Genomic DNA, 18,377 nt, shown 5'->3' with positions numbered 1-18,377 from the left:
ATGGACTGGCAGCCCTACAAAGATCACTTTGCCCGCAGTCTGGCCGCGGTGCCTCCTGAGCAGCGGGTCGAACTACTACGACTCGGTATGGCCCCGTTCGCCTCGGATCCCGCGCTGACCCTGCGCCCGGCCAAGCTGATGGTAGTGAGTATGAAGCCGTACGGTGCGCCGGATCGGAGCTACGCCTGTGGATGGGATGAGCGTGCAGTTACGCCCGGTCTGCACCGCTGGTACGACGGTGGTCGCCAAGGGAGTAATTTCGTGCGGGAGGCGGATGAGTTACTCACCTACCTAATCGACCGTCTGGGGCTATCCGTACCTGCACACGACATCCTGAACGTATACGCTTACTTCTACCGGGCTGCGGATGCGAAGCAGCTTAGGGAGCTCGGTCTCGACTTACTGGACTGTACGGAATTCCACCGTGCGTTCCTTGCCACCGTACAGCCGCAGGTGATCCTCTGCATTGGCAATGGCGCCGCGCCGTCTGCCTTTGCCACCTATCGGGCCCTGCTTGATGGAGATGTACGCGAACACCGGATCGCACCCCGCCTGCTGCTCCGCTCCTTCACGACCCCTGACGGGCTGCGGGTCATCGGTGTACCCCACCTGAGTTATATCCGGGCTGCGCCGCTACTGGCGGCCGTGGGTACACTGCTGGAGGAAGGGGACGGGCAGTAAAAACCCGGACAAACTAGCGTCTGTCCGGGTCGAAATGGAAATGTGAACGTCACAGTGTCAAAAAACTAAAGTTGCTGATAAATCCCGGGTAAGAAAACATGTGTATTCCTAGTGTAAGAAATGCAGGACTTTGCGCTCCTGGCGGCCTAATCCCTTGATTAACCTGACGGCAAATCTAGTGGCCGAACCTCCTATACTTTTATTAAGTCAGGGAGGAGCGACAATAAATCAGGGAAGGGCCGGCTTATTCCAGGGAACGCCCCCACCATGCGCAATATGCGCGTCATGCAGGGCTAGCCTTGCTTCACCGTCTAAGCCGCTACGCTATCTTTAGTGCCGAATTTTTGATTTTCATGCGGCTACGCTACTTCTTGCTGTGGGTCATTGTGGGGATGACCGTTTCCGCAGATGCGCAACACGAACGGGTGGCGGACAGCCTACTGGGCCGTGCGGATAGCTACATCTTCGTGCAACTCGACACCTTCCAACGCCTCTCCCGGCAGGCGGTCCGGGAAGCACGCCTGGGTAGTGATTCGTTCCTACTGGCAGAGTCCTACGAGTTCCTAGGCAACTACTACGCCGAAATGGGGGCCAGGGACTCGGTCATCCACTACCTGGAACTTGCCCGGGGACTGTACGTGAAGGACAGTAGCAGATTCGCCGGCTACTATGCCCTCAGTATCGAAGCTACCGTAGCGCAGGCGCGCGGCGACGATCCTGCAGCGCTGCGCAGCAGTTTCGCGCTGATGGAAGAGTGTGAACGTACGGACGATCAGCTCTGCCTGGCCGATGCCTACTGGCAGATCGGCTCGGTGTTCTACTACCAGGACCTGCAGGAGGATGCCGTCAAGTATAGTCAGGAGGCGCTGCGGCTCCTGGCGGAGGATACTGATACGCTCTTCTACGCCAGCTGCCTGATCGAGTACAGTGAATCACTGCGCCGGCTGGACGATCTACCGGCCGCGCGTCAGTCCCTGATCCTGGCCCGCGATCTACTGGCCGACTACGACGTACCGGTACTACTCGCCGAACTCTACCTGCACGCCGGTGCCAACCACTTACAGGAAGAGCTGCTCGACCTGGCGGACCAAAGCCTCGGCCTCAGTCTGCGACTAGCCCAGCAGACCGGGGCACACCTCACCGAGGCACTCGCCCTGGGGTATACCGGGCGGGTATATCTGCAGCGTAGAGACTTCCCGGCAGCCATTGCGTACCTCCGTCGCAGCCTAGTCCAGTCGGAGCGGATCGCCGATCGGACCTACCTGATAGAGCAACAGCGCTACCTGGCCGAGGCCTACGCGGCGGAGGGTAGGTACGATAGCGCCTTTTACTACAGTAGCGTAGCGGAGCGCAACTACCGGCTCTCCGTACAGCAGGACCATGACGAGCAGATCGCCTCCCTACAGGTGAGCTTTGAAACGGCGGAGAAGGAGCGCAAGATCGAAGAGCAGCGGACCGAGCTCCGGGGGCAGCGCAAACAGCTGTATGGCGTGATCGGCGTTGCTATCCTCTTACTTACCCTGGGCTTACTACTCACCGTACTGGCCCGCCGCCTGCGCCGTCGCGGCAACGAAAATCTGCAACTCGTCGCTCAGAAGGAAACCCTGATCAATGAGATCCACCACCGCGTAAAGAATAACTTACAGGTAATTTCCAGCCTGCTGCAGTTGCAGATCCGGGGTCTTCAGGCCGGTGACGACCGGGCCCGGATGGCACTACTTGAAAGTCAGGCCCGGGTGGAAGCAATGGGCCTGATCCACCAGCGCCTCTACCAGGAGGGCAGAGATTTCAATCAGGTGCAAGTTGCTGACTACCTACGCGAACTGGGCACCTCTCTGGTCGATACCTACCGACTGCACCAGCGGGTACGCCTGGACTTCGACATCGAGGACACTACCCTCGACGTAGACCTCGCCATATCGTTGGGCCTGATCGTCAACGAGTTGATCTCCAACTCCCTGAAACATGCCTTTCCCGACGGAGGAAGCGGTACGATCACCATCCGGCTTTACCGCCTGAATAAAGACCTGGTACTGCAGGTCAGCGACGACGGGCCCGCTCGGTCTACCTCCGTTCGCCAGCACCAGGAGTACTCGTTCGGCACGAAACTGATCGACCTCCTGAGCCGCAAACTCAATGGATCGATCGACACTTCGATCACGGACAGTTACCGCACGGAAATTCGCTTTCCCCATACCTCCCTATAGGTTATTGATCCGCGCGATGAGCTCGCTACGCTTTGAGCGACTCACGGGCAGCTGCTGATCCCCCACGAACAGGTACAGCTCCCCGATGCTGGTGACCTTTTGCAGATTCACCAGGTAGGAGCGGTGGCAGCGGAAGAAGGGAGCTTCGGTCGGAAGTAGCTTGGCAAATCGCTTCAGCGTCTTCGTGACCAGGTACTTCTGGTTTCGGGTGTACACGCGGCAGTAGTAGTCGTCGGCCTCTACCCAGATGATGTCCTTGAGCATAATGCGGGCCAGCCGCTCCTTCACTTTGATGAACAGGCGGTCCTGAAAGAGCATAGCGGTCTCCCCCCGTGGGAATTCCGGCAAGGTGGGCTCGGCAGCCGGTGCGGGGCCACTGGCAACGAGGGCCGCACTGCGTAAGGCAAGCTCAATAGCGAACGTGAGGTCACGGCCCCGGAAGGGCTTAGATAAGAACGCGCTGGGCTCGGCCAGGCGGGCCCGCCGGAAGGTGGCGTCGTTGCTGTTGCTGGTCAGAAAGATGAGGGGGATATCGTATTCCGCCCGGATCAGCATAGCCGCATCTACCCCGTCCAGGGTACCGGCCAGTTGTACATCCATCAGGATAAGGTCGGGGGGAGACTGCTGTACATGCTCCAGCGCAGCCTCTCCGGTATCGACACCGGTCACGGTATAGTCGAGTTGCTCTAATCGGTCCTGTAAGTCGGCGGCGATGATGGGCTCATCTTCAACAATCAGGATATGCATGTTCCGCATGGGCCAAATTTACACTGCCCCGGGCGGTTGGGATTGTCCGATAAGATACCCACCCGTCCATGCTGCCTGAAAATTAAATCCGCCGGTGATCGCATCGATGTCCAGCACTTCCCCCGCAAGATAGAGCGTAGTATGCAGGCGCGAGCGAAATGTGCGAAAATCTACCTCCTGCAGGTCCACTCCCCCAGCCGTAGTGAACTCATCCTTGTTCGTTGCCTTCCCCCTGACCCGGTACCGGCTATCGGTCAGGGAAGTCGCCAACCGATCCAGGGCGGTGTTTCCTAACTGGGCCCACTGCGTCCGGATATCCAGACCGGCCTCCGTGAGCAGATAGTGCCACAGGCGCTGCGGCAGGTCAACCCCCGATCGCGTACCGACCTGCTTGCGTGCCAACTCGTCCCGCAGCCTGCCCAGCTCCTCGCGTACATCCTGTTCCCGCCGGGCCGTCCAATTTACCGATAGCTCGAAGTCGTACTTCCGCGGATGCAGATCACGTGCGCCCCAGGCGCTCAGTCGCAGCACGGCCGGTCCGCTCAGCCCCTTATGGGTGATCAGTAGCGGTCCTTCCGCCTGAAGTTTGTCTCCTACGACCTGCAACCGGGCCCACGGCAGACTGATACCGGCCAGGCTGGTCAGTTGCGGCGCGTCGATGGTGAGGGCAAACAGTGAGGGTACGGGGGCTACAATGGTGTGACCGATGGCGGCAAGTAGCTTCCATACCCGGGGGTTACTACCCGTAGTGACCACTAGTCGGTCAGCGTGGTACTGCTGGCCGTCTACTCCGACTGTCCAACCGGTGGCCACTCCATCAGTTGGCGGGGCCGGCGCAGTGATGTGCCGCACGCCCGCCCCGGTCTGTACGCGTACGTTCAGTCGCTTAGCTTCATGCCACAGGCAGTCGATAATGGATTGCGAACGGTCGGAAGTCGGAAACACCCGGCCATCATCTTCGATCTTGAGCGCGACACCCCGATCTTCGAACCACGCCATCGTATCGCCGCAGGCAAACTTGTGGAACGGGCCAAGCAGCTCCCGGCCACCACGGGGGTAATGCTCGACCAGGTCTGCCGGGTCCCAACAGGCATGGGTGACGTTGCAGCGTCCACCGCCACTGATGCGAACCTTCTCCAGTACGGACTTCCCCCGTTCCAGCAGCAGTACTTCCTGCTGCGGGTGACGCTCCGCCAGGGCGATAGCCGCGAAGAAACCCGCGGCACCCCCACCGATCACGATCGTTCTCATATCTCCTTTGTTTTCCACCTCCCCCGCCGGAACAGGACCAGGGCCAGTACGGCCAGAACAGACTCAGCTACTACTACCGCCCAGATGACGCCCCGTACCTCATACCCCAGGTGAACCGCAAAGTAGTAGCTCAGCGGAATCTCCAGGAGCCACAGGCAGATGAAGTTCAGTACAGTTGGCGTGAGGGTATCCCCCGCCCCGTTGAAGGCCTGCACGGGAATCAGTCCCAGACCGAAGAATACGTACCCGATAGCAAACACCTGCAGGGCACCGATACCGTAGTCAATCGCTTGCGCGTCCTGGGTAAAACCCCGCACCAGCGGCCCCGCCAGTAGGTAGTATCCGATGGATAGAATGATCAGGTAGATGCAGGTGATGCGCAGCGTCCACCAGACTCCGGTCTCCGCCCGGCCAGGCTGCTTGGCACCCAGGTTCTGGCCGACGAAGGTGGCAGCCGCATTGGAGAGTCCCCAGGCCGGCAGTAGCGTGAACAGAATAAGCCGGATCGATACAGTGTAACCCGCCACGGCCGCCGAGCCGAAATCGGCGACGATACGGGCCAGGAAGATCCAACACGCCGAGCCGATCAGGTACTGAAAGGCTCCGTTGCCGGCGATCCTGAGGATGCGGATCTGCATGCTCAGGTCCACCGTCCAGCGACTGCCCGACAGGCGTACGACGGAGCGGCCCGTAGCCAGGATATACAGTTGATAGGCCACCCCGATGCCGCGCCCGATCGTGGTGGCGATGGCGGCCCCCTCTACGCCCATGCCGGGGATGGGGCCGAGCCCGAAGATGAAGATGGGATCGAGTACGATGTTGATGCCATTGGCGATCCAGAGTACCCGCATGGCGGTAGCGGCCTCGCCGGCACCCCGGAATACGCCGTTCAACAGGAAGAGTAGCATGATGATCCCGTTGCCCGCAAAGAGGATACGGGTGTAGCCGATCCCCTCGGCTACTACGCGGGGACCTGCTCCCATCAGGCGGAGTAGGTCGGCCGCGTAGAGGTAGGCGGGTACCGCGATCAGCAAGCTGAGCACTAGGGTAATGGCGATCGACTGTCCGGCAGCCCGACTAGCCAGGGCGGGGTTCTTCTCACCGATGAAACGGGCAATGAGGGCCATCGGGGCCACGCTTAGCCCGATACCGATGCTGTAGATGAGCGTCATCATGACCTCGGTGAGTCCGACGGTAGTCAGCGCCTCGATGCCGATCTGACCGACGAAGAAGGTGTCTACCAGGGCGAATATGCTCTCCATGGCCATCTCGAGCATCATGGGTACGGCGAGTAGCACGATGGCCTTGCGGACGCTGCCCGTGGTGTAATCGTAGGCCTCGCCGCGTACGGCAGACAGCAGGAGACGCCAGACGGTCATGGGGGAGGATACTAAATGAGACAAAAAAAGCGGATGCCTAGGGGCATCCGCTGGATAAATTACTTCTGATTTTGAAGGCTAAAAATCGGCACCGATCTGTTGCATGCGGCTGCCGGTTCCCCGACCCTGTAGGCGACCCTCCTTAGAGAGACCGTCGTACTTCCGCATGAGCAGATATGTATCTATTTGTTGAAGGGTATCGAGTACTACGCCCACCATGATGATCAGGGACGTACCACCGAAGAAGATGGCGAACTGCTGGTTGACGCCCAGTCCGGCTACGAAAGCGGGCAGGATAGCGATGAGGCCGAGCAGGATGGAACCGGGAAGGGTAATGCGACTGGTGATAGAGTCGATGTACTCTTCTGTCTCCGTACCACCGCGAATACCGGGGATGAAGGCGTTCTGCCGCTTCAGGTACTCGGTGTACTGACTGGGGTTGACTACCAGTGCGGTGTACACATAAGTAAAGGCTACTACAAGCACGAAGTAAACGATGTTGTAGATCGGCGAGGTGAAGTCGTTGAACTGCAGCGCGAGCCAACTGGTCTCCGTGTCTCCACCAGCGAAGCCAGCTAGGCTAGCGGGTACGAACATCAGTGCCTGGGCGAAGATGATCGGCATTACACCGGATGCGTTGACCTTGAGGGGGATGTAGTCGCGGGAAGTAGCAGAAGGTGCTGCACCGGTACCACGCCCGACCATTCGCTTAGCAAACTGGATGGGAATCTTGCGTACCCCGGTAACGATCATGACGGTAGCCATGGTGACCAGGAAGAAGCCGAGCATCTCCAAAACAAAGATGAGCAGCGCACCGGCCTGCAGGCGCGATTGCAGCTCAAAGCCTAGGGCGGCGGGTAGTCCTACGATGATGCCTACCGTAATAAGTAGGGAGACACCGTTGCCGATACCACGGTCCGTGATCCGCTCGCCCAGCCACATCGCGAAGATGGTACCGGTAGAGAGGATGATGATACCTGAGATCCAGAAAACGGATTCCGTCACGGCAGGACTTACACCGCCCTGTGAGCGGATGTAGGTGAGGTAACCTGCACCCTGAACGAGCGTGATGGCTACGGTAAGGGCGCGGGTGATCTGGGTGAGCTTCTTGCGTCCGCTTTCTCCTTCCGTCTTCTGGAGCTTCTGGAAGTAGGGCACGGCAAAGCCGAGCAGCTGCACGATGATACTGGCCGTGATGTAGGGCATGATACCCAGGGCCATGATGGAGGCGTTGTTGAAGGCTCCTCCGGTAAAGAGGTTGATTAGCCCCAGCAGATCGTTGGGATCACCCTGGCTGGCCAGATTAGCCTGTAGCGCGGCAACATCGGCGCCGGGAAGCACGATGAAGGATCCGAGGCGATACACGGCCATCAGCGCGAGCGTGAAGAGGATGCGGTTGCGCAGCTCATCGATCGACCAGATGTTCTTTATGTTCTCGAAAAACTTCATGGATCGTACTATTTAGGCGATGGTGACGGTACCGCCGGCTTGCTCGATGGCTTCCTTGGCGGAAGCACTGGCTGCGTGCGCGGTGATCGTGAGACTGGCGGTAACCGATCCGTTGCCCAATACTTTGACCCGGTCATTCTTCTTGATGATACCGGCGTCGTACAGGACGGTGGGGTTGATTTCGGTCAGGCCGTACTTCTCGCTGATCTCCTGCAGCTTCTTAAGATTCAAAGCTACGTATTCTACGCGGTTCGGGCTGTTGAAGCCGCGCTTCGGCAGGCGCATTTGAAGGGGCATCTGGCCACCTTCGAAGCCACGCTTGCTCTTGTAGCCACTGCGGGACTTAGCACCTTTGTGTCCACGCGTGGAGGTGCCACCTCGTCCGGAGCCCTGACCGCGCGCTACGCGCTTGCGGTTCTTGGTCGAGCCCTCGGCGGGTTTTAGATTCTTGAGTTCCATGTTATATTTTTATTCGCCGGTCGGCGTGTAGAAAGACTATGCGCGCTAGTTGGGGGAGCGCGTAGGTCCGTCTACTCTACTACGACCAGGTGAGATACCTTATTAACCATTCCGCGGATCACGGGAGTATCCTCCCGCTCTACGGTTTGGTGCATTTTCTTGATCCCGAGGGCCCGGATGGTATCCTTCTGGCTCTTGGGCCGGTCGATGACGCTCTTGACCTGAGTGATTTTTATGGTAGCCATACTAGATGGGTTGTGCCCGTAGGGGCGGCTAAGGATGACTAACCTTCGAAGAGCTTCTCCATGGAGATACCGCGCTGCTTGGCAATGGTCTGCGGGCTGCGTAGCTTCTGGAGAGCGTCGATGGTTGCTTTGATTACGTTGTGGGGATTGGAAGATCCCTGCGACTTGGCGAGTACGTTGTGTACACCGGCAATGTCGAGAACGGCGCGCATGGCTCCACCGGCGATTACCCCGGTACCCTCACTGGCGGGCTTCAGTAGGACCTTACCGGCACCGTACTTTCCGAGCTGCTCGTGGGGGATCGTACCCTTAAACAGGGGTACTTTGATCATGCTCTTGCGGGCTACGTCAGTCGCCTTCTGGATGGCCTCGGAGATGTCCCGTGCCTTACCCATGCCGTGACCGACCTTACCCTTACCGTCACCGACCACCACGATGGCGGCGAAGGTGAACGTGCGTCCACCCTTAGTGACTTTGGATACCCGGTTAAGGGCTACCATTTTTTCCTTCAGGTCAGACTCATGCTGGTCGCCCCGATTGTTGCGACCGCGGTTGCCATCACGCCGGTTCCGATTTCCACCGCTTCCGCCGCTAGTATTTCTGTTATCAGCCATTGGAGCTTGATTTAAAGGTTGAGGCCACCCTCCCGGGCGCCTTCTGCGAGTGACTTCACCCGACCGTGATATAAATAACCGCCCCGGTCAAAGAGCGCCCGTTCGATGCCGGCTGCCTTAGCGCGCTCGGCGATGAGCTTCCCTACGGCTTTGGCCTGGTCTGCCTTATTGCCGTCGTTGGCGACCGTAGCCTCGTAGCTAGAGGCGCTGGCGATGGTCTTGCCGTTCTCGTCATCGATCAGCTGTACGTAGATGTACTTATTGCTGCGGAAGACGTTCAGGCGGGGCTTCTGGGAAGTACCCTGGATCTTTTTGCGGACGCGCTGGTGAATGCGCTTACGCCGCTTGAGTTTTGTGAGTTGCATGGCGTACTTACTTTTTAGCGGCGGTTTTACCGGCTTTGCGGCGAATGATTTCTCCTTCGAAGCGGATACCTTTTCCTTTGTAAGGCTCGGGCTTGCGAAGGCTGCGGATCTTCGCGGCGATCTGACCGATCAGCTGCTTATCCATGCTCTGGAGCACAATGATGGGGTTCTTACCCTTTGCGCTTACGGTCTCGACGGCCACTTCCTTCGGTACGATGAAGTAGATGGGGTGGGAGTAGCCCAGGGTGAGAATGAGCAGGTTGCCCTTATTCTCCGCCCGGTAGCCTACACCGATCACCTCGAGGCGGTGGGTGTAGCCATTGGTTACTCCCTCGATCATGTTAGCGAGTAGGGAGCGGTAGAGCCCGTGGAAGCTGCGGTGGCGCTTGCTATCCGTTGGCCGGGTTACCTGTACCTCAGCATCCTTTACTTCGATGCCCATATCGGGATCGACCTGCTGGGTGAGTTCGCCCTTAGGGCCTTTGACCGTCACCAGATTGCTCTTGCTGACGGATACGGTGACACCCTGGGGAAGGTCGACCGGATTTTTGCCTATTCTAGACATAATAAATTGGATTGATCTTACGAATGGCAATACACCATTCTGCAGAGTTGGACGGCTTGATTAATATACGTAAGCGAGTACTTCTCCACCTACCTTCTGGTCGGTGGCTTGCTTACCCGTCATCACCCCACTACTGGTGGAGACGATGGCGATACCCAGCCCGTTGATGACGCGAGGCATTGCGTCGGACTTAGCGTACTGCCGTAAACCGGGCTTAGAGACGCGGATGAGCTTACGGATGACCGGACGCTTGGTTTCCTTCTCGTACTTGAGGGCGATAGAGATTTCTCCCTGCTTACCCTTACCGGCCTCGTCGTCGAACTTGTACTTCAGAATATAACCCTGATCGTAGAGGATCTCGGTCATACGCTTCTTGGTACGGGAAGAGGGAATAGTAACTACGCGGTGACCAGCGATCTGGGCGTTGCGAATACGGGTCAAAAAGTCGGCGATTGGATCGGTGACTGCCATGTTAAAGTATTGCGCCCCGTGGTTTTCCTTAGTGGAACTACCGGGGCTGTTAAATAGGCTGAGCGCTATTTGGAAGGCTCAGTGTAGAGTTACCAGGATGCCTTGCGGACACCGGGGATTTTGCCATCCAGGGCCATTTCGCGGAACTTCACGCGACACAGACCGAACTTACGCATGTAGCCCTTTGGGCGACCGGTAAGCCCACAGCGATTGTGTAGACGGATGGGGTTGGAGTTGCGGGGCAGCGCATCTAGTGCTTCCCAGTCTCCGGCAGCCTTCAGTGCTGCGCGGCGTTCGGCGTACTTAGCGACCATGCGCTCCCGCTTGCGTTCGCGGGCAATCAGTGATTTACGTGCCATTAGTCGTTGGTGTTAGTCTGGTTCTTAAAGGGAAGTCCGAGCGCTTTGAGCAGCGCAAGTGCTTCGGCATCTGTTTTGGCACTGGTCACGAAGGTGATATCGTAACCGGTGATATTGGCTACATCATCCAGGCTGATCTCAGGGAAGATGATCTGCTCGGTCACGCCCATGGTATAGTTACCACGACCGTCGAAGCTCTTATCGCTGATGCCCCGAAAGTCACGCACCCGGGGAAGGGCGGTGCTGATGAGGCGATCCAGGAAGTCGTACATCTTCTCCCGGCGCAGCGTGACCTTGGCACCAATGGCCATACCGTCACGCAGCTTGAAGTTGGATACCGACTTCTTCGATTTGGTAGTGACGGCTTGCTGGCCGGCGACCAGGGTCATTTCCTTGACGGCATTCTCCACCAGCTTACGATCCTGCGTGCCTTTACCGACACCCTGGTTCATCGCGATCTTCAGTAGACGGGGCACCTCCATGGGTGACTTGTAGCCGAATTGCTCCTGCAGCTTGCTGCGGACCTCTTCGTCGTACTTTTTCTTTAATCTTGGCGTGTAGCTCATTATGCTATGATATTATCGTTCCGCTTCCCGTAGCGCTGTAGCTTCCCATTCTCGTCTGCTTTGCGGCCGACCCGGGTAGGGGTGACTTCGTCAACGGAGGGATCTACCAGCATCAGGTTGCTGATGTGAATGGGGGCGGCCTTATCTACGATGCCACCGGCAGCCTCCTCGGTGGGCTTCTGATGCTTCTTGCGGATATTGACGCCATCTACCAGCGCACGGTTCTCGGCGGGAAATACTTCCAGCACCTCGCGGGCGGTAGTGCGATCTCGTTGAGCACCGCTGATCACGACGACACGATCGCCCTTCTTAATCTTGAGCTTCGGCATGTGCCGGCGCTGCTTGTCTTTGTAGGTCTTGTTAGCCATGGCTGCTGTGTTTATAGTACCTCGGGGGCGAGGGATACGATCTTCATGTAATCGCGGTCACGTAGCTCACGGGCCACGGGGCCGAAGATGCGCGTTCCACGGGGTTCGAGGGAAGCGTTCAGTAGTACTACCGCATTGTCGTCAAAGCGAATGTAGGAACCGTCCGACCGACGGATTTCCTTCCTGGTACGCACGACTACCGCTTTGCTGACCGAGCCCTTCTTAACGTTGCCGCCGGGTGAAGCTTCCTTTACCGATACGACGATTTGGTCACCGATAGACGCATAGCGCCGCTTCGAGCCACCGAGTACACGGATACAGAGCACTTCTTTAGCACCGCTGTTGTCCGCTACGCGCAAACGTGATTCCTGTTGGATCATGATGAATTTCTTTTAAGGCTTTACGCTTCGGTTACTTGGCTTGCTCCAGTACGGTGATGAGGCGCCAGCGCTTGCGACGGCTCAGCGGACGGCATTCCATGATGCGAACGATATCACCGATCTGGCACTGGTTGGTCTCGTCGTGAGCGATTAGCTTCTTCGACTTCTTTACGAACTTACCGTAGATGGGGTGCTGTAGACGACGCTCGATCTTGACGCTGATGGTCTTATCCATCTTATTGCTCACTACGATCCCGTCACGTGTCTTACGCTCATTGCGCTCGCTCGCGGTACTGTCAGTATCGGCTTCCGAGTACGTTCCGACTACCCGGGGGGCAGCGGCGACCGCAGCGGCTACGGGAGCAGTAGAAGTTTTCTCTTCCTTAGCAGCCTTGGGTTTGGCTGTTTCCGTCGCTTTCTTAGGTGCAGGTGCGGCGGTGCTTTCTTCTGACTGTGGTGTGTCAGTACCTTCCTCGTCCTTGGTGCTGACGATCTCGTTAACGGATCCTGCCGCTCCAGCCGCTGATTCTACTACGCCTTCTACGGCATCAGCAGCGGAATCGATGGCGTCATCCACCGCGTGGGTGATCTTATCCAATAGCCCTCCTCCGGATGATTCCTGGGCCTGTTCGTTTTCCGGGGTGTTCTTTTCCTCGTTGCTCATGGTCTTACTTTTTACGGCGGCGGCGACGGATGTCATCCCGCTTTGCGTGGGCTTCGGCGGGTAGTGCGGCTAGCTCACGGCGACGGATTTCTGTTTTGATCCGTGCGATATCACGCCGCACGGTACGTAGTTGAAGCGGATTCTCGATACCGTTCACGGTATGATCGAACCGCATCTTTTCGAAGCTGGTGGAGGTTTCGTTCAGCTGATCCTGTAGATCGGCATCCGACACATCCCGGAGCTCTAAGGTTTTGTTACTCGCCATCAGATCTTGATTGTATCGCCACGGCCCCGCAGTGCGGGAGGGAGATGTAGTTTTTGTGTGCGTGTTACCCCTGGTAGTCGACGCGGGTGATAGTTTTGGTCAGTACGGGCAACTTCTGGGCTGCCAGGCGGAGGGCCTCTTCGGCTACTTCGCGGGTCACGCCATCCAGTTCGAACAGTACGCGACCGGGCTGTACCTGTGCGACCCAGTGGTCAAGTGCACCCTTACCCTTACCCATACGTACTTCGAGGGGCTTGCTGGTGATGGGCTTATCGGGGAAGATGCGGATCCACACCTTTCCTTCCCGCTTCATGTGACGCGTCATAGCGATACGAGCGGCTTCGATCTGTCGGTTAGTGATCCGACCAGCATCGAGACTCTTCAATCCAAAGGTTCCGAAGGATACCAAGTTACCCCGTCCGGCCAGACCGGTGTTGCGACCTTTCTGCTGCTTACGGTATTTTGTTCTTTTCGGCTGTAACATGCTAGACTATTTAGAAGGGCTCTCTTAGAGCGGGGCAAAGGTACGCTTTTGCACCCACATGGGAAAGGATAGCGCTCGTTTTATTGCGAGCAAAATAAAGCAGCGTAGTCCAGACTATGCGGTCTGGACTACCCTGCTTCTTTGGGAAGGTTTTCAGCGCAAGCGGTTGCTTGATGAAAGCCGGTCAGATATTCTCGCCGGAGGCGGTTAAGTCAGTAGCCGGGTCACGAGGAAACCGGCAGTAGTAGTATACTATAGTGAAATGGGTGACAGCCTAGCGCCGTCCACCACCGCCACCGCGGCGGTTGCCCCGGTCGTTGCGATCTCCACGGTCACGTCCGCCACGACCTCCACGGTCATCGCGATCGCCCTTAGTGGACAGACCTGCATTCGGGTTGAGGTCACGCTTGCCGAGCACTTCGCCCTTACAGAGCCACACTTTAATGCCGATCCGGCCGTATACGGTGTGCGCTTCCTTGTGTGCGTAGTCGATATCGGCCCGGAAGGTATGCAAGGGGGTACGACCTTCCTTGTACTCTTCGGTACGGCTCATATCGGATCCGTTCAGACGACCCGAGATACGGATCTTAATTCCTTCGGCTCCGGCCCGCATGGTGGATGCGATGCTGGTTTTGATGGCGCGACGGTAGTTGATCCGCGCTTCGATCTGATTGGCGACGGACTCAGCTACGATATTGGCATCCATTTCCGGCTTGCGGATCTCGATGATATTGATCTGCACGTCCTTATCGGTCAGGCGACGCAGTTCCTCGCGGATTTGGTCGATCTCCTTACCTCCCTTACCGATGATAATACCAGGACGGGACGTGTGAATGGTCAGGGTGACCCGCTTCAGCGTACGTTCGATGATGATACGAGCGATGCCTCCCTTATTGATCCGTGTGTCCAGGTAGCTACGCAGCTTCTCGTCTTCGATGACGTTGGCGGCGTAGTCCTTGTCGGCGAACCAGTTACTGTCCCAGCCACGGATGTAACCTAGGCGGTTACCAATTGGATTTGTCTTTTGACCCATGATGTGTTATGCTTGGACGGTTTGAGCTTCGGTGGTAGTTGCAACGGGTTCCTGGCTACCCTGGTTGGGTAGTGGCTTGGTGTTGCTCACCTTGATGGTAATGTGGCAGCTGTGCTTGCGGATACGGTGGGCGCGGCCGTGAGGGGCCGGACGGAACCGCTTGATCTGCGCACCTGCATCGGCAAAGATCTCACTGATGACCAGGTCGTACTCGTCCGCGCTCTCCAGACCGTCAGTCTTGTACTCCCAGTTGGCGATGGCGGAGAGGAGGTTCTTTTTGAGCCAGATGGCTGCTTCTTGCTTACTGTACTCCAGAATACCCAGAGCCTGACCGACTTGCTTGCCGCGGATCAGATCGACGACGAGCCGCATCTTGCGGACCGACATCGGAATGCTATTTAAACTTGCTGTTGCTTCCATGATTGGATTAAATTACGAGGGAACGGGTTAGTAAGCCGGGCCGAGATTGACGAGGACCTACTCTTCCTTCACTCTGATTTAGTGCTGTAGATCGGTAGTTCACTGTAGTGCTGAGACTACAGAACTATCCTACCCTACTTCTTTTTGCCACCGTGGCCGCGGAAGGAACGGGTAGGGGCAAACTCACCGAGCTTGTGACCTACCATGTTCTCCGTGACGTACACGGGTACGTGTGTTTTGCCGTTGTGTACGGCGATGGTCAGACCCACCATGTCGGGTACGATCATGGATGGGCGCGACCAGGTTTTGATCATGCCCTTGCGGCCACCACCCTCCTGTGCTTTCTCGAGCTTAGCGTAAAGCTTGTGAAATACGTAGGGTCCTTTCTTTAGCGAACGTGCCATAAGTTACTTCTTGTTCTTCGTCTTGCGACGGGTGATGATCATTTTGTTACTCGCCTTATTGACGTTACGGGTCTTTTGTCCCTTCGCCATAATACCCGTGCGTGAACGGGGGTGACCTCCGGAGGCGCGACCTTCACCACCACCCATGGGGTGATCGACGGGGTTCATCGCTACACCACGTACGCGGGGACGGCGACCGAGCCAGCGGCTACGACCAGCCTTACCGGCTACCGTGAGTGCGTGATCGGGGTTAGACGTAGCACCCATTACGGCACGACACGTCTTCAGAATACGGCGAACTTCACCGCTGGGTAGCTTGACCGAAACAAAACGGCCTTCCTTACCCATCAGCGTACCGTTGGTACCGGCTGAACGAGCTAGGGCCGCTCCCTTTCCGGGCTGCAACTCAATGGCGTGAATCTGAGAGCCCAGGGGGATTTCGCTCAGCAGCATGCAGTTGCCTACATCCGGCGTAGCATCCGGTCCGCTTACGATCGTGTCGCCTACGGTGAGTCCCTGTGGGGCGATGATGTAGCGCTTTTCTCCGTCGGTGTATTCTACCAGGGCGATGAATGCGGTGCGGTTCGGATCGTACTCGATGGTCTTAACCTCGGCACGGATACCGTCCTTCTCCCGCTTAAAATCTACGATACGGTAGCGACGCTTATGTCCACCGCCGCGCTGGCGTACGGTCATCTTACCGGTACGGTTACGACCGCCGGTGCGCTTGATCGGCGCAAGCAGGCTCTTTTCCGGCTTGTCTCCCGTGAGCTCGGTGAACTTGTTCCCTACATGAAAGCGGGAACCGGCCGAGACGGGCTTAAACTTCTTAATTGGCATTATTGCACTGATTGTCCGGCAGATCTCGGAGCAAAACGACGGTACCCCAGATCGACCCTGGTCCGCTGCTCCCCACCTACCGGGGGTTCGTTATAATTCGTTGTACAGGTCGATGGTGTCTCCTTCGATCAAGGTGACGATGGCTTTCTTGTAGCCACCTACCCGACCGCGGATGACGCCCGACTTGGTCGATCTGTTCTTACTCTTGCCCGGCATGGTCAGCGTATTGACACTGTCTACGGTCACCCCGTAGCGTGCTTCTACTGCATTGCGGACTTCGATCTTATTGGCAGCCTTGTTCACCACGAAGGTGTACTGCGTATGGTTTTCGCTGAGTAGCTCGGCCTTTTCCGACACCACTGACTTCAGGAGGATCTGCTTATTCATGGGTAGTAGCGGTTGCGGGGGCAGCGAACTGCTCCTTGAGTTTTTCAATGGCGCCCTCAGCTACCAGAATGGTACCTGCGCGCATGATTTCATACGTATTTACCGTACCGACACTCAGTACCGTACTGTTGGGCAGGTTGCGGCCACTGCGGTAGACGTTAGCTTCATTTTCTGCGGTGATCAGTAGCACTTTACCCTCATTGGCTTTCACACCATTCAGGAAGTTGATGAAGTCCTTGGTCTTTGGTGCATCGAACCGGAGGTCCTCCACCAGCTTGATCTTGCCCTCGGCTGCTTTAGTAGAAAAGGCAGACGCACGGGCGTTCTGCTTCACTTTCTTGTTCAGCTTGATGCCATACGAGCGGGGGCGGGGACCGAAGATGCGGCCACCACTGCGGAAAAGTGGGTTCTTGATGTCACCCTTACGCGATCCACCGGTACCCTTCTGCTTGTGTAGCTTCTTGGTCGATCCGGCGATCTCACCGCGCTCCTTCGTCTTATGGGTACCCTGACGCTGTGCGGCGAGGTACGCCTTAACGGCGAGGTATACGGCGTGCTCGTTCGGTTCTACACCGAACACGTTCTCAGGTAGTTCGACCTCGCGGCCAGTATCGGCACCCGTTGCGCTATAAACTTGTAGTTTCATTTCTATTCGTTTTAGAGGCGGGAGCCTTACTTGTGGAGGATTACAGTGCCGCCCTTGGGGCCGGGAATGGCACCTTTGACGAGGATGAGGTTACGCTCGGGGAATACCTTGAGTACGCGCAGGTTCTTGACGGTTACCCGTCCGCCGCCATCACGTCCGGCCATCCGCATGCCCTTGAATACCCGGGCAGGATAGCTAGCCGCACCGATCGAACCCGGAGCGCGCTGCCGGTTGTGCTGACCGTGGGTCGCGTCGTTCACACCACGGAAGTTGTGCCGCTTGACGACACCCTGGAAGCCCTTACCCTTACTGGTACCCACGGCGGCGATCTTGTCGCCCTCGGTGAATACTTCGTCTACGGTAACGGTCTCGCCCAGTGCTTTGGTGAGGTTCATGTCGCGGAACTCCACGACGTCGGACTTAGGTCCGGTGCCGGCCGCACTGAAGTGGCCTACGAGCTGCTTGGTGCTGCTCTTTTCCTTCTTGTCGCCGTAGGCGAGCTGGAGGGAGTTATACTGGTCGGTATCGTCCGTTTTCACCTGCGTAACTACACAGGGGCCGGCTTCGACCACCGTACAGGCTACGTTGCGGCCTGCGTCGTCGAAGATGGAGGTCATCCCGACTTTCTTACCAATTATACCGTTCATCGGTCTAAATTTTGCCGCCTTCCCCTCGAAAGGAGAGCGGGCGGTATGCTCCCGGACCGGTCAGGATGGGAGCAGTTTGTTAAATAGGTTTCATCCACCAGCGGTGGAGGGGGTTGCGTGCCGTACCGTTTAGGTAAGCTTCACCTGAATATCTACACCACTCGGTAGCTCTAGCTTAGCCAGGGCATCCACCGTCTTTTGGTTGGGGGTATAGATCTCGATCAGGCGCTTGTGGGTGCGCAACTGAAACTGCTCCCGGGATTTCTTATTCACGTGCGGCGAGCGCAGCACGGTGTATATATCTTTCTCGGTGGGCAGCGGAATCGGGCCGGTAACGATGGCCCCACTGTTCTTGACGGTCTTGACGATCTTTTCGGTAGACTTATCCACCAGGTTGTGATCGTAAGAACGCAGCTTAATGCGAATTTTCTGATTCATGCCAGTTTTGTTTTCAAAATTACCCCGGAGAGCATCCTCTCCG

General features: G+C 57.3%; 27 protein-coding genes. 2 read left to right on the top strand and 25 right to left on the bottom strand.

The annotated features are described in order from the left end of the window. The gene (locus MJQ68_RS02710; protein ID WP_238749438.1) at positions 1–681 is read left to right on the top strand and encodes a uracil-DNA glycosylase family protein; all 681 of its coding nucleotides are present in this window, start codon (positions 1–3) and stop codon (positions 679–681) included. Positions 682–1,034: 353 nt separating this feature from the next. Continuing rightward, the gene (locus MJQ68_RS02705) at positions 1,035–2,888 is read left to right on the top strand and encodes a sensor histidine kinase (RefSeq protein ID WP_238749437.1); all 1,854 of its coding nucleotides are present in this window, start codon (positions 1,035–1,037) and stop codon (positions 2,886–2,888) included. On the opposite strand, the gene MJQ68_RS02700 is transcribed toward MJQ68_RS02705, so the two are convergent. The 25 genes from MJQ68_RS02700 to rpsJ form a co-directional block, all read right to left on the bottom strand. After that, positions 2,883–3,644, bottom strand: coding sequence for a LytR/AlgR family response regulator transcription factor (locus MJQ68_RS02700; RefSeq protein WP_238749436.1), 762 nt, complete (start codon positions 3,642–3,644; stop codon positions 2,883–2,885). The two genes, MJQ68_RS02705 and MJQ68_RS02700, sit on opposite strands and share 6 nt — an antisense overlap. A 9-nt stretch (positions 3,645–3,653) precedes the next feature. After that, positions 3,654–4,886 (bottom strand): BaiN/RdsA family NAD(P)/FAD-dependent oxidoreductase, encoded by a 1,233-nt coding sequence (locus MJQ68_RS02695; protein WP_238749435.1) that lies wholly within the window; start codon positions 4,884–4,886, stop codon positions 3,654–3,656. Beyond that, on the bottom strand, positions 4,883–6,265 hold the full coding sequence (locus MJQ68_RS02690; protein WP_238749434.1) for an MATE family efflux transporter: 1,383 nt from the start codon (positions 6,263–6,265) through the stop codon (positions 4,883–4,885). The genes MJQ68_RS02695 and MJQ68_RS02690 overlap by 4 nt, the downstream gene beginning before the upstream one ends. A 78-nt stretch (positions 6,266–6,343) precedes the next feature. After that, a complete protein-coding gene (secY, locus tag MJQ68_RS02685; RefSeq protein WP_238749433.1) occupies positions 6,344–7,714 on the bottom strand; it encodes a preprotein translocase subunit SecY in 1,371 nt (456 codons plus the stop codon). Between the two features lie 12 nt (positions 7,715–7,726). Beyond that, on the bottom strand, positions 7,727–8,173 hold the full coding sequence (gene rplO, locus MJQ68_RS02680; protein WP_238749432.1) for a 50S ribosomal protein L15: 447 nt from the start codon (positions 8,171–8,173) through the stop codon (positions 7,727–7,729). Positions 8,174–8,244: 71 nt separating this feature from the next. Next, complete coding sequence (gene rpmD / locus MJQ68_RS02675) at positions 8,245–8,418, bottom strand: 50S ribosomal protein L30 (protein WP_238749431.1); 174 nt, start codon at positions 8,416–8,418, stop codon at positions 8,245–8,247. A gap of 38 nt (positions 8,419–8,456) precedes the next feature. After that, positions 8,457–9,032, bottom strand: a complete 576-nt coding sequence (rpsE, locus tag MJQ68_RS02670; RefSeq protein ID WP_264758989.1) for a 30S ribosomal protein S5 — start codon at positions 9,030–9,032, stop codon at positions 8,457–8,459. 11 nt (positions 9,033–9,043) lie between these two features. Beyond that, positions 9,044–9,397 carry a 50S ribosomal protein L18 gene (rplR, locus tag MJQ68_RS02665; RefSeq protein ID WP_238749430.1) on the bottom strand — a complete coding sequence of 118 codons (354 nt, stop codon included), beginning with the start codon at positions 9,395–9,397 and terminating at the stop codon, positions 9,044–9,046. Between the two features lie 7 nt (positions 9,398–9,404). Then, a complete protein-coding gene (gene rplF / locus MJQ68_RS02660) occupies positions 9,405–9,962 on the bottom strand; it encodes a 50S ribosomal protein L6 (RefSeq protein ID WP_238749429.1) in 558 nt (185 codons plus the stop codon). A gap of 60 nt (positions 9,963–10,022) precedes the next feature. Further along, positions 10,023–10,433, bottom strand: a complete 411-nt coding sequence (gene rpsH / locus MJQ68_RS02655; protein ID WP_238749428.1) for a 30S ribosomal protein S8 — start codon at positions 10,431–10,433, stop codon at positions 10,023–10,025. An 89-nt stretch (positions 10,434–10,522) separates the two neighbouring features. Beyond that, entirely contained in the window at positions 10,523–10,792 is a 270-nt protein-coding gene (gene rpsN, locus MJQ68_RS02650) for a 30S ribosomal protein S14 (RefSeq protein WP_238749427.1), read from the bottom strand. Further along, complete coding sequence (gene rplE, locus MJQ68_RS02645; protein WP_238749426.1) at positions 10,792–11,358, bottom strand: 50S ribosomal protein L5; 567 nt, start codon at positions 11,356–11,358, stop codon at positions 10,792–10,794. The genes rpsN and rplE overlap by 1 nt, the downstream gene beginning before the upstream one ends. Continuing rightward, the gene (gene rplX, locus MJQ68_RS02640; protein ID WP_238749425.1) at positions 11,358–11,726 is read right to left on the bottom strand and encodes a 50S ribosomal protein L24; all 369 of its coding nucleotides are present in this window, start codon (positions 11,724–11,726) and stop codon (positions 11,358–11,360) included. The genes rplE and rplX overlap by 1 nt, the downstream gene beginning before the upstream one ends. Before the next feature lie 11 nt (positions 11,727–11,737). Beyond that, positions 11,738–12,106 carry a 50S ribosomal protein L14 gene (rplN, locus tag MJQ68_RS02635; protein WP_238749424.1) on the bottom strand — a complete coding sequence of 123 codons (369 nt, stop codon included), beginning with the start codon at positions 12,104–12,106 and terminating at the stop codon, positions 11,738–11,740. Between the two features lie 31 nt (positions 12,107–12,137). Beyond that, positions 12,138–12,806, bottom strand: a complete 669-nt coding sequence (gene rpsQ, locus MJQ68_RS17985) for a 30S ribosomal protein S17 (RefSeq protein ID WP_406612626.1) — start codon at positions 12,804–12,806, stop codon at positions 12,138–12,140. Further along, complete coding sequence (gene rpmC / locus MJQ68_RS02625; RefSeq protein WP_238749423.1) at positions 12,775–13,035, bottom strand: 50S ribosomal protein L29; 261 nt, start codon at positions 13,033–13,035, stop codon at positions 12,775–12,777. The genes rpsQ and rpmC overlap by 32 nt, the downstream gene beginning before the upstream one ends. Before the next feature lie 64 nt (positions 13,036–13,099). Beyond that, positions 13,100–13,519, bottom strand: coding sequence for a 50S ribosomal protein L16 (gene rplP, locus MJQ68_RS02620; protein WP_238749422.1), 420 nt, complete (start codon positions 13,517–13,519; stop codon positions 13,100–13,102). A gap of 274 nt (positions 13,520–13,793) precedes the next feature. Beyond that, entirely contained in the window at positions 13,794–14,552 is a 759-nt protein-coding gene (gene rpsC, locus MJQ68_RS02615) for a 30S ribosomal protein S3 (protein ID WP_238749421.1), read from the bottom strand. A 6-nt stretch (positions 14,553–14,558) separates the two neighbouring features. After that, the gene (rplV, locus tag MJQ68_RS02610; protein ID WP_238749420.1) at positions 14,559–14,972 is read right to left on the bottom strand and encodes a 50S ribosomal protein L22; all 414 of its coding nucleotides are present in this window, start codon (positions 14,970–14,972) and stop codon (positions 14,559–14,561) included. Positions 14,973–15,106: 134 nt separating this feature from the next. Further along, on the bottom strand, positions 15,107–15,376 hold the full coding sequence (rpsS, locus tag MJQ68_RS02605; RefSeq protein WP_238749419.1) for a 30S ribosomal protein S19: 270 nt from the start codon (positions 15,374–15,376) through the stop codon (positions 15,107–15,109). A gap of 3 nt (positions 15,377–15,379) precedes the next feature. Further along, on the bottom strand, positions 15,380–16,216 hold the full coding sequence (gene rplB / locus MJQ68_RS02600; RefSeq protein ID WP_238749418.1) for a 50S ribosomal protein L2: 837 nt from the start codon (positions 16,214–16,216) through the stop codon (positions 15,380–15,382). A 90-nt stretch (positions 16,217–16,306) separates the two neighbouring features. After that, positions 16,307–16,603 (bottom strand): 50S ribosomal protein L23, encoded by a 297-nt coding sequence (gene rplW / locus MJQ68_RS02595; protein WP_238749417.1) that lies wholly within the window; start codon positions 16,601–16,603, stop codon positions 16,307–16,309. Continuing rightward, complete coding sequence (rplD, locus tag MJQ68_RS02590) at positions 16,596–17,249, bottom strand: 50S ribosomal protein L4 (protein WP_238749416.1); 654 nt, start codon at positions 17,247–17,249, stop codon at positions 16,596–16,598. The genes rplW and rplD overlap by 8 nt, the downstream gene beginning before the upstream one ends. A gap of 26 nt (positions 17,250–17,275) precedes the next feature. After that, positions 17,276–17,896 carry a 50S ribosomal protein L3 gene (gene rplC / locus MJQ68_RS02585; protein ID WP_238749415.1) on the bottom strand — a complete coding sequence of 207 codons (621 nt, stop codon included), beginning with the start codon at positions 17,894–17,896 and terminating at the stop codon, positions 17,276–17,278. Between the two features lie 129 nt (positions 17,897–18,025). After that, a complete protein-coding gene (rpsJ, locus tag MJQ68_RS02580) occupies positions 18,026–18,334 on the bottom strand; it encodes a 30S ribosomal protein S10 (protein WP_099106033.1) in 309 nt (102 codons plus the stop codon). Positions 18,335–18,377 lie beyond the last annotated feature (43 nt).

Source organism: Neolewinella maritima, assembly GCF_923081025.1.
In the GTDB taxonomy this organism is placed as follows: Bacteria; Bacteroidota; Bacteroidia; order Chitinophagales; family Saprospiraceae; genus Neolewinella; species Neolewinella maritima.
Note: the sequence above shows the minus strand (reverse complement) of the source record. Positions and strands in the feature narration are given on the sequence as shown.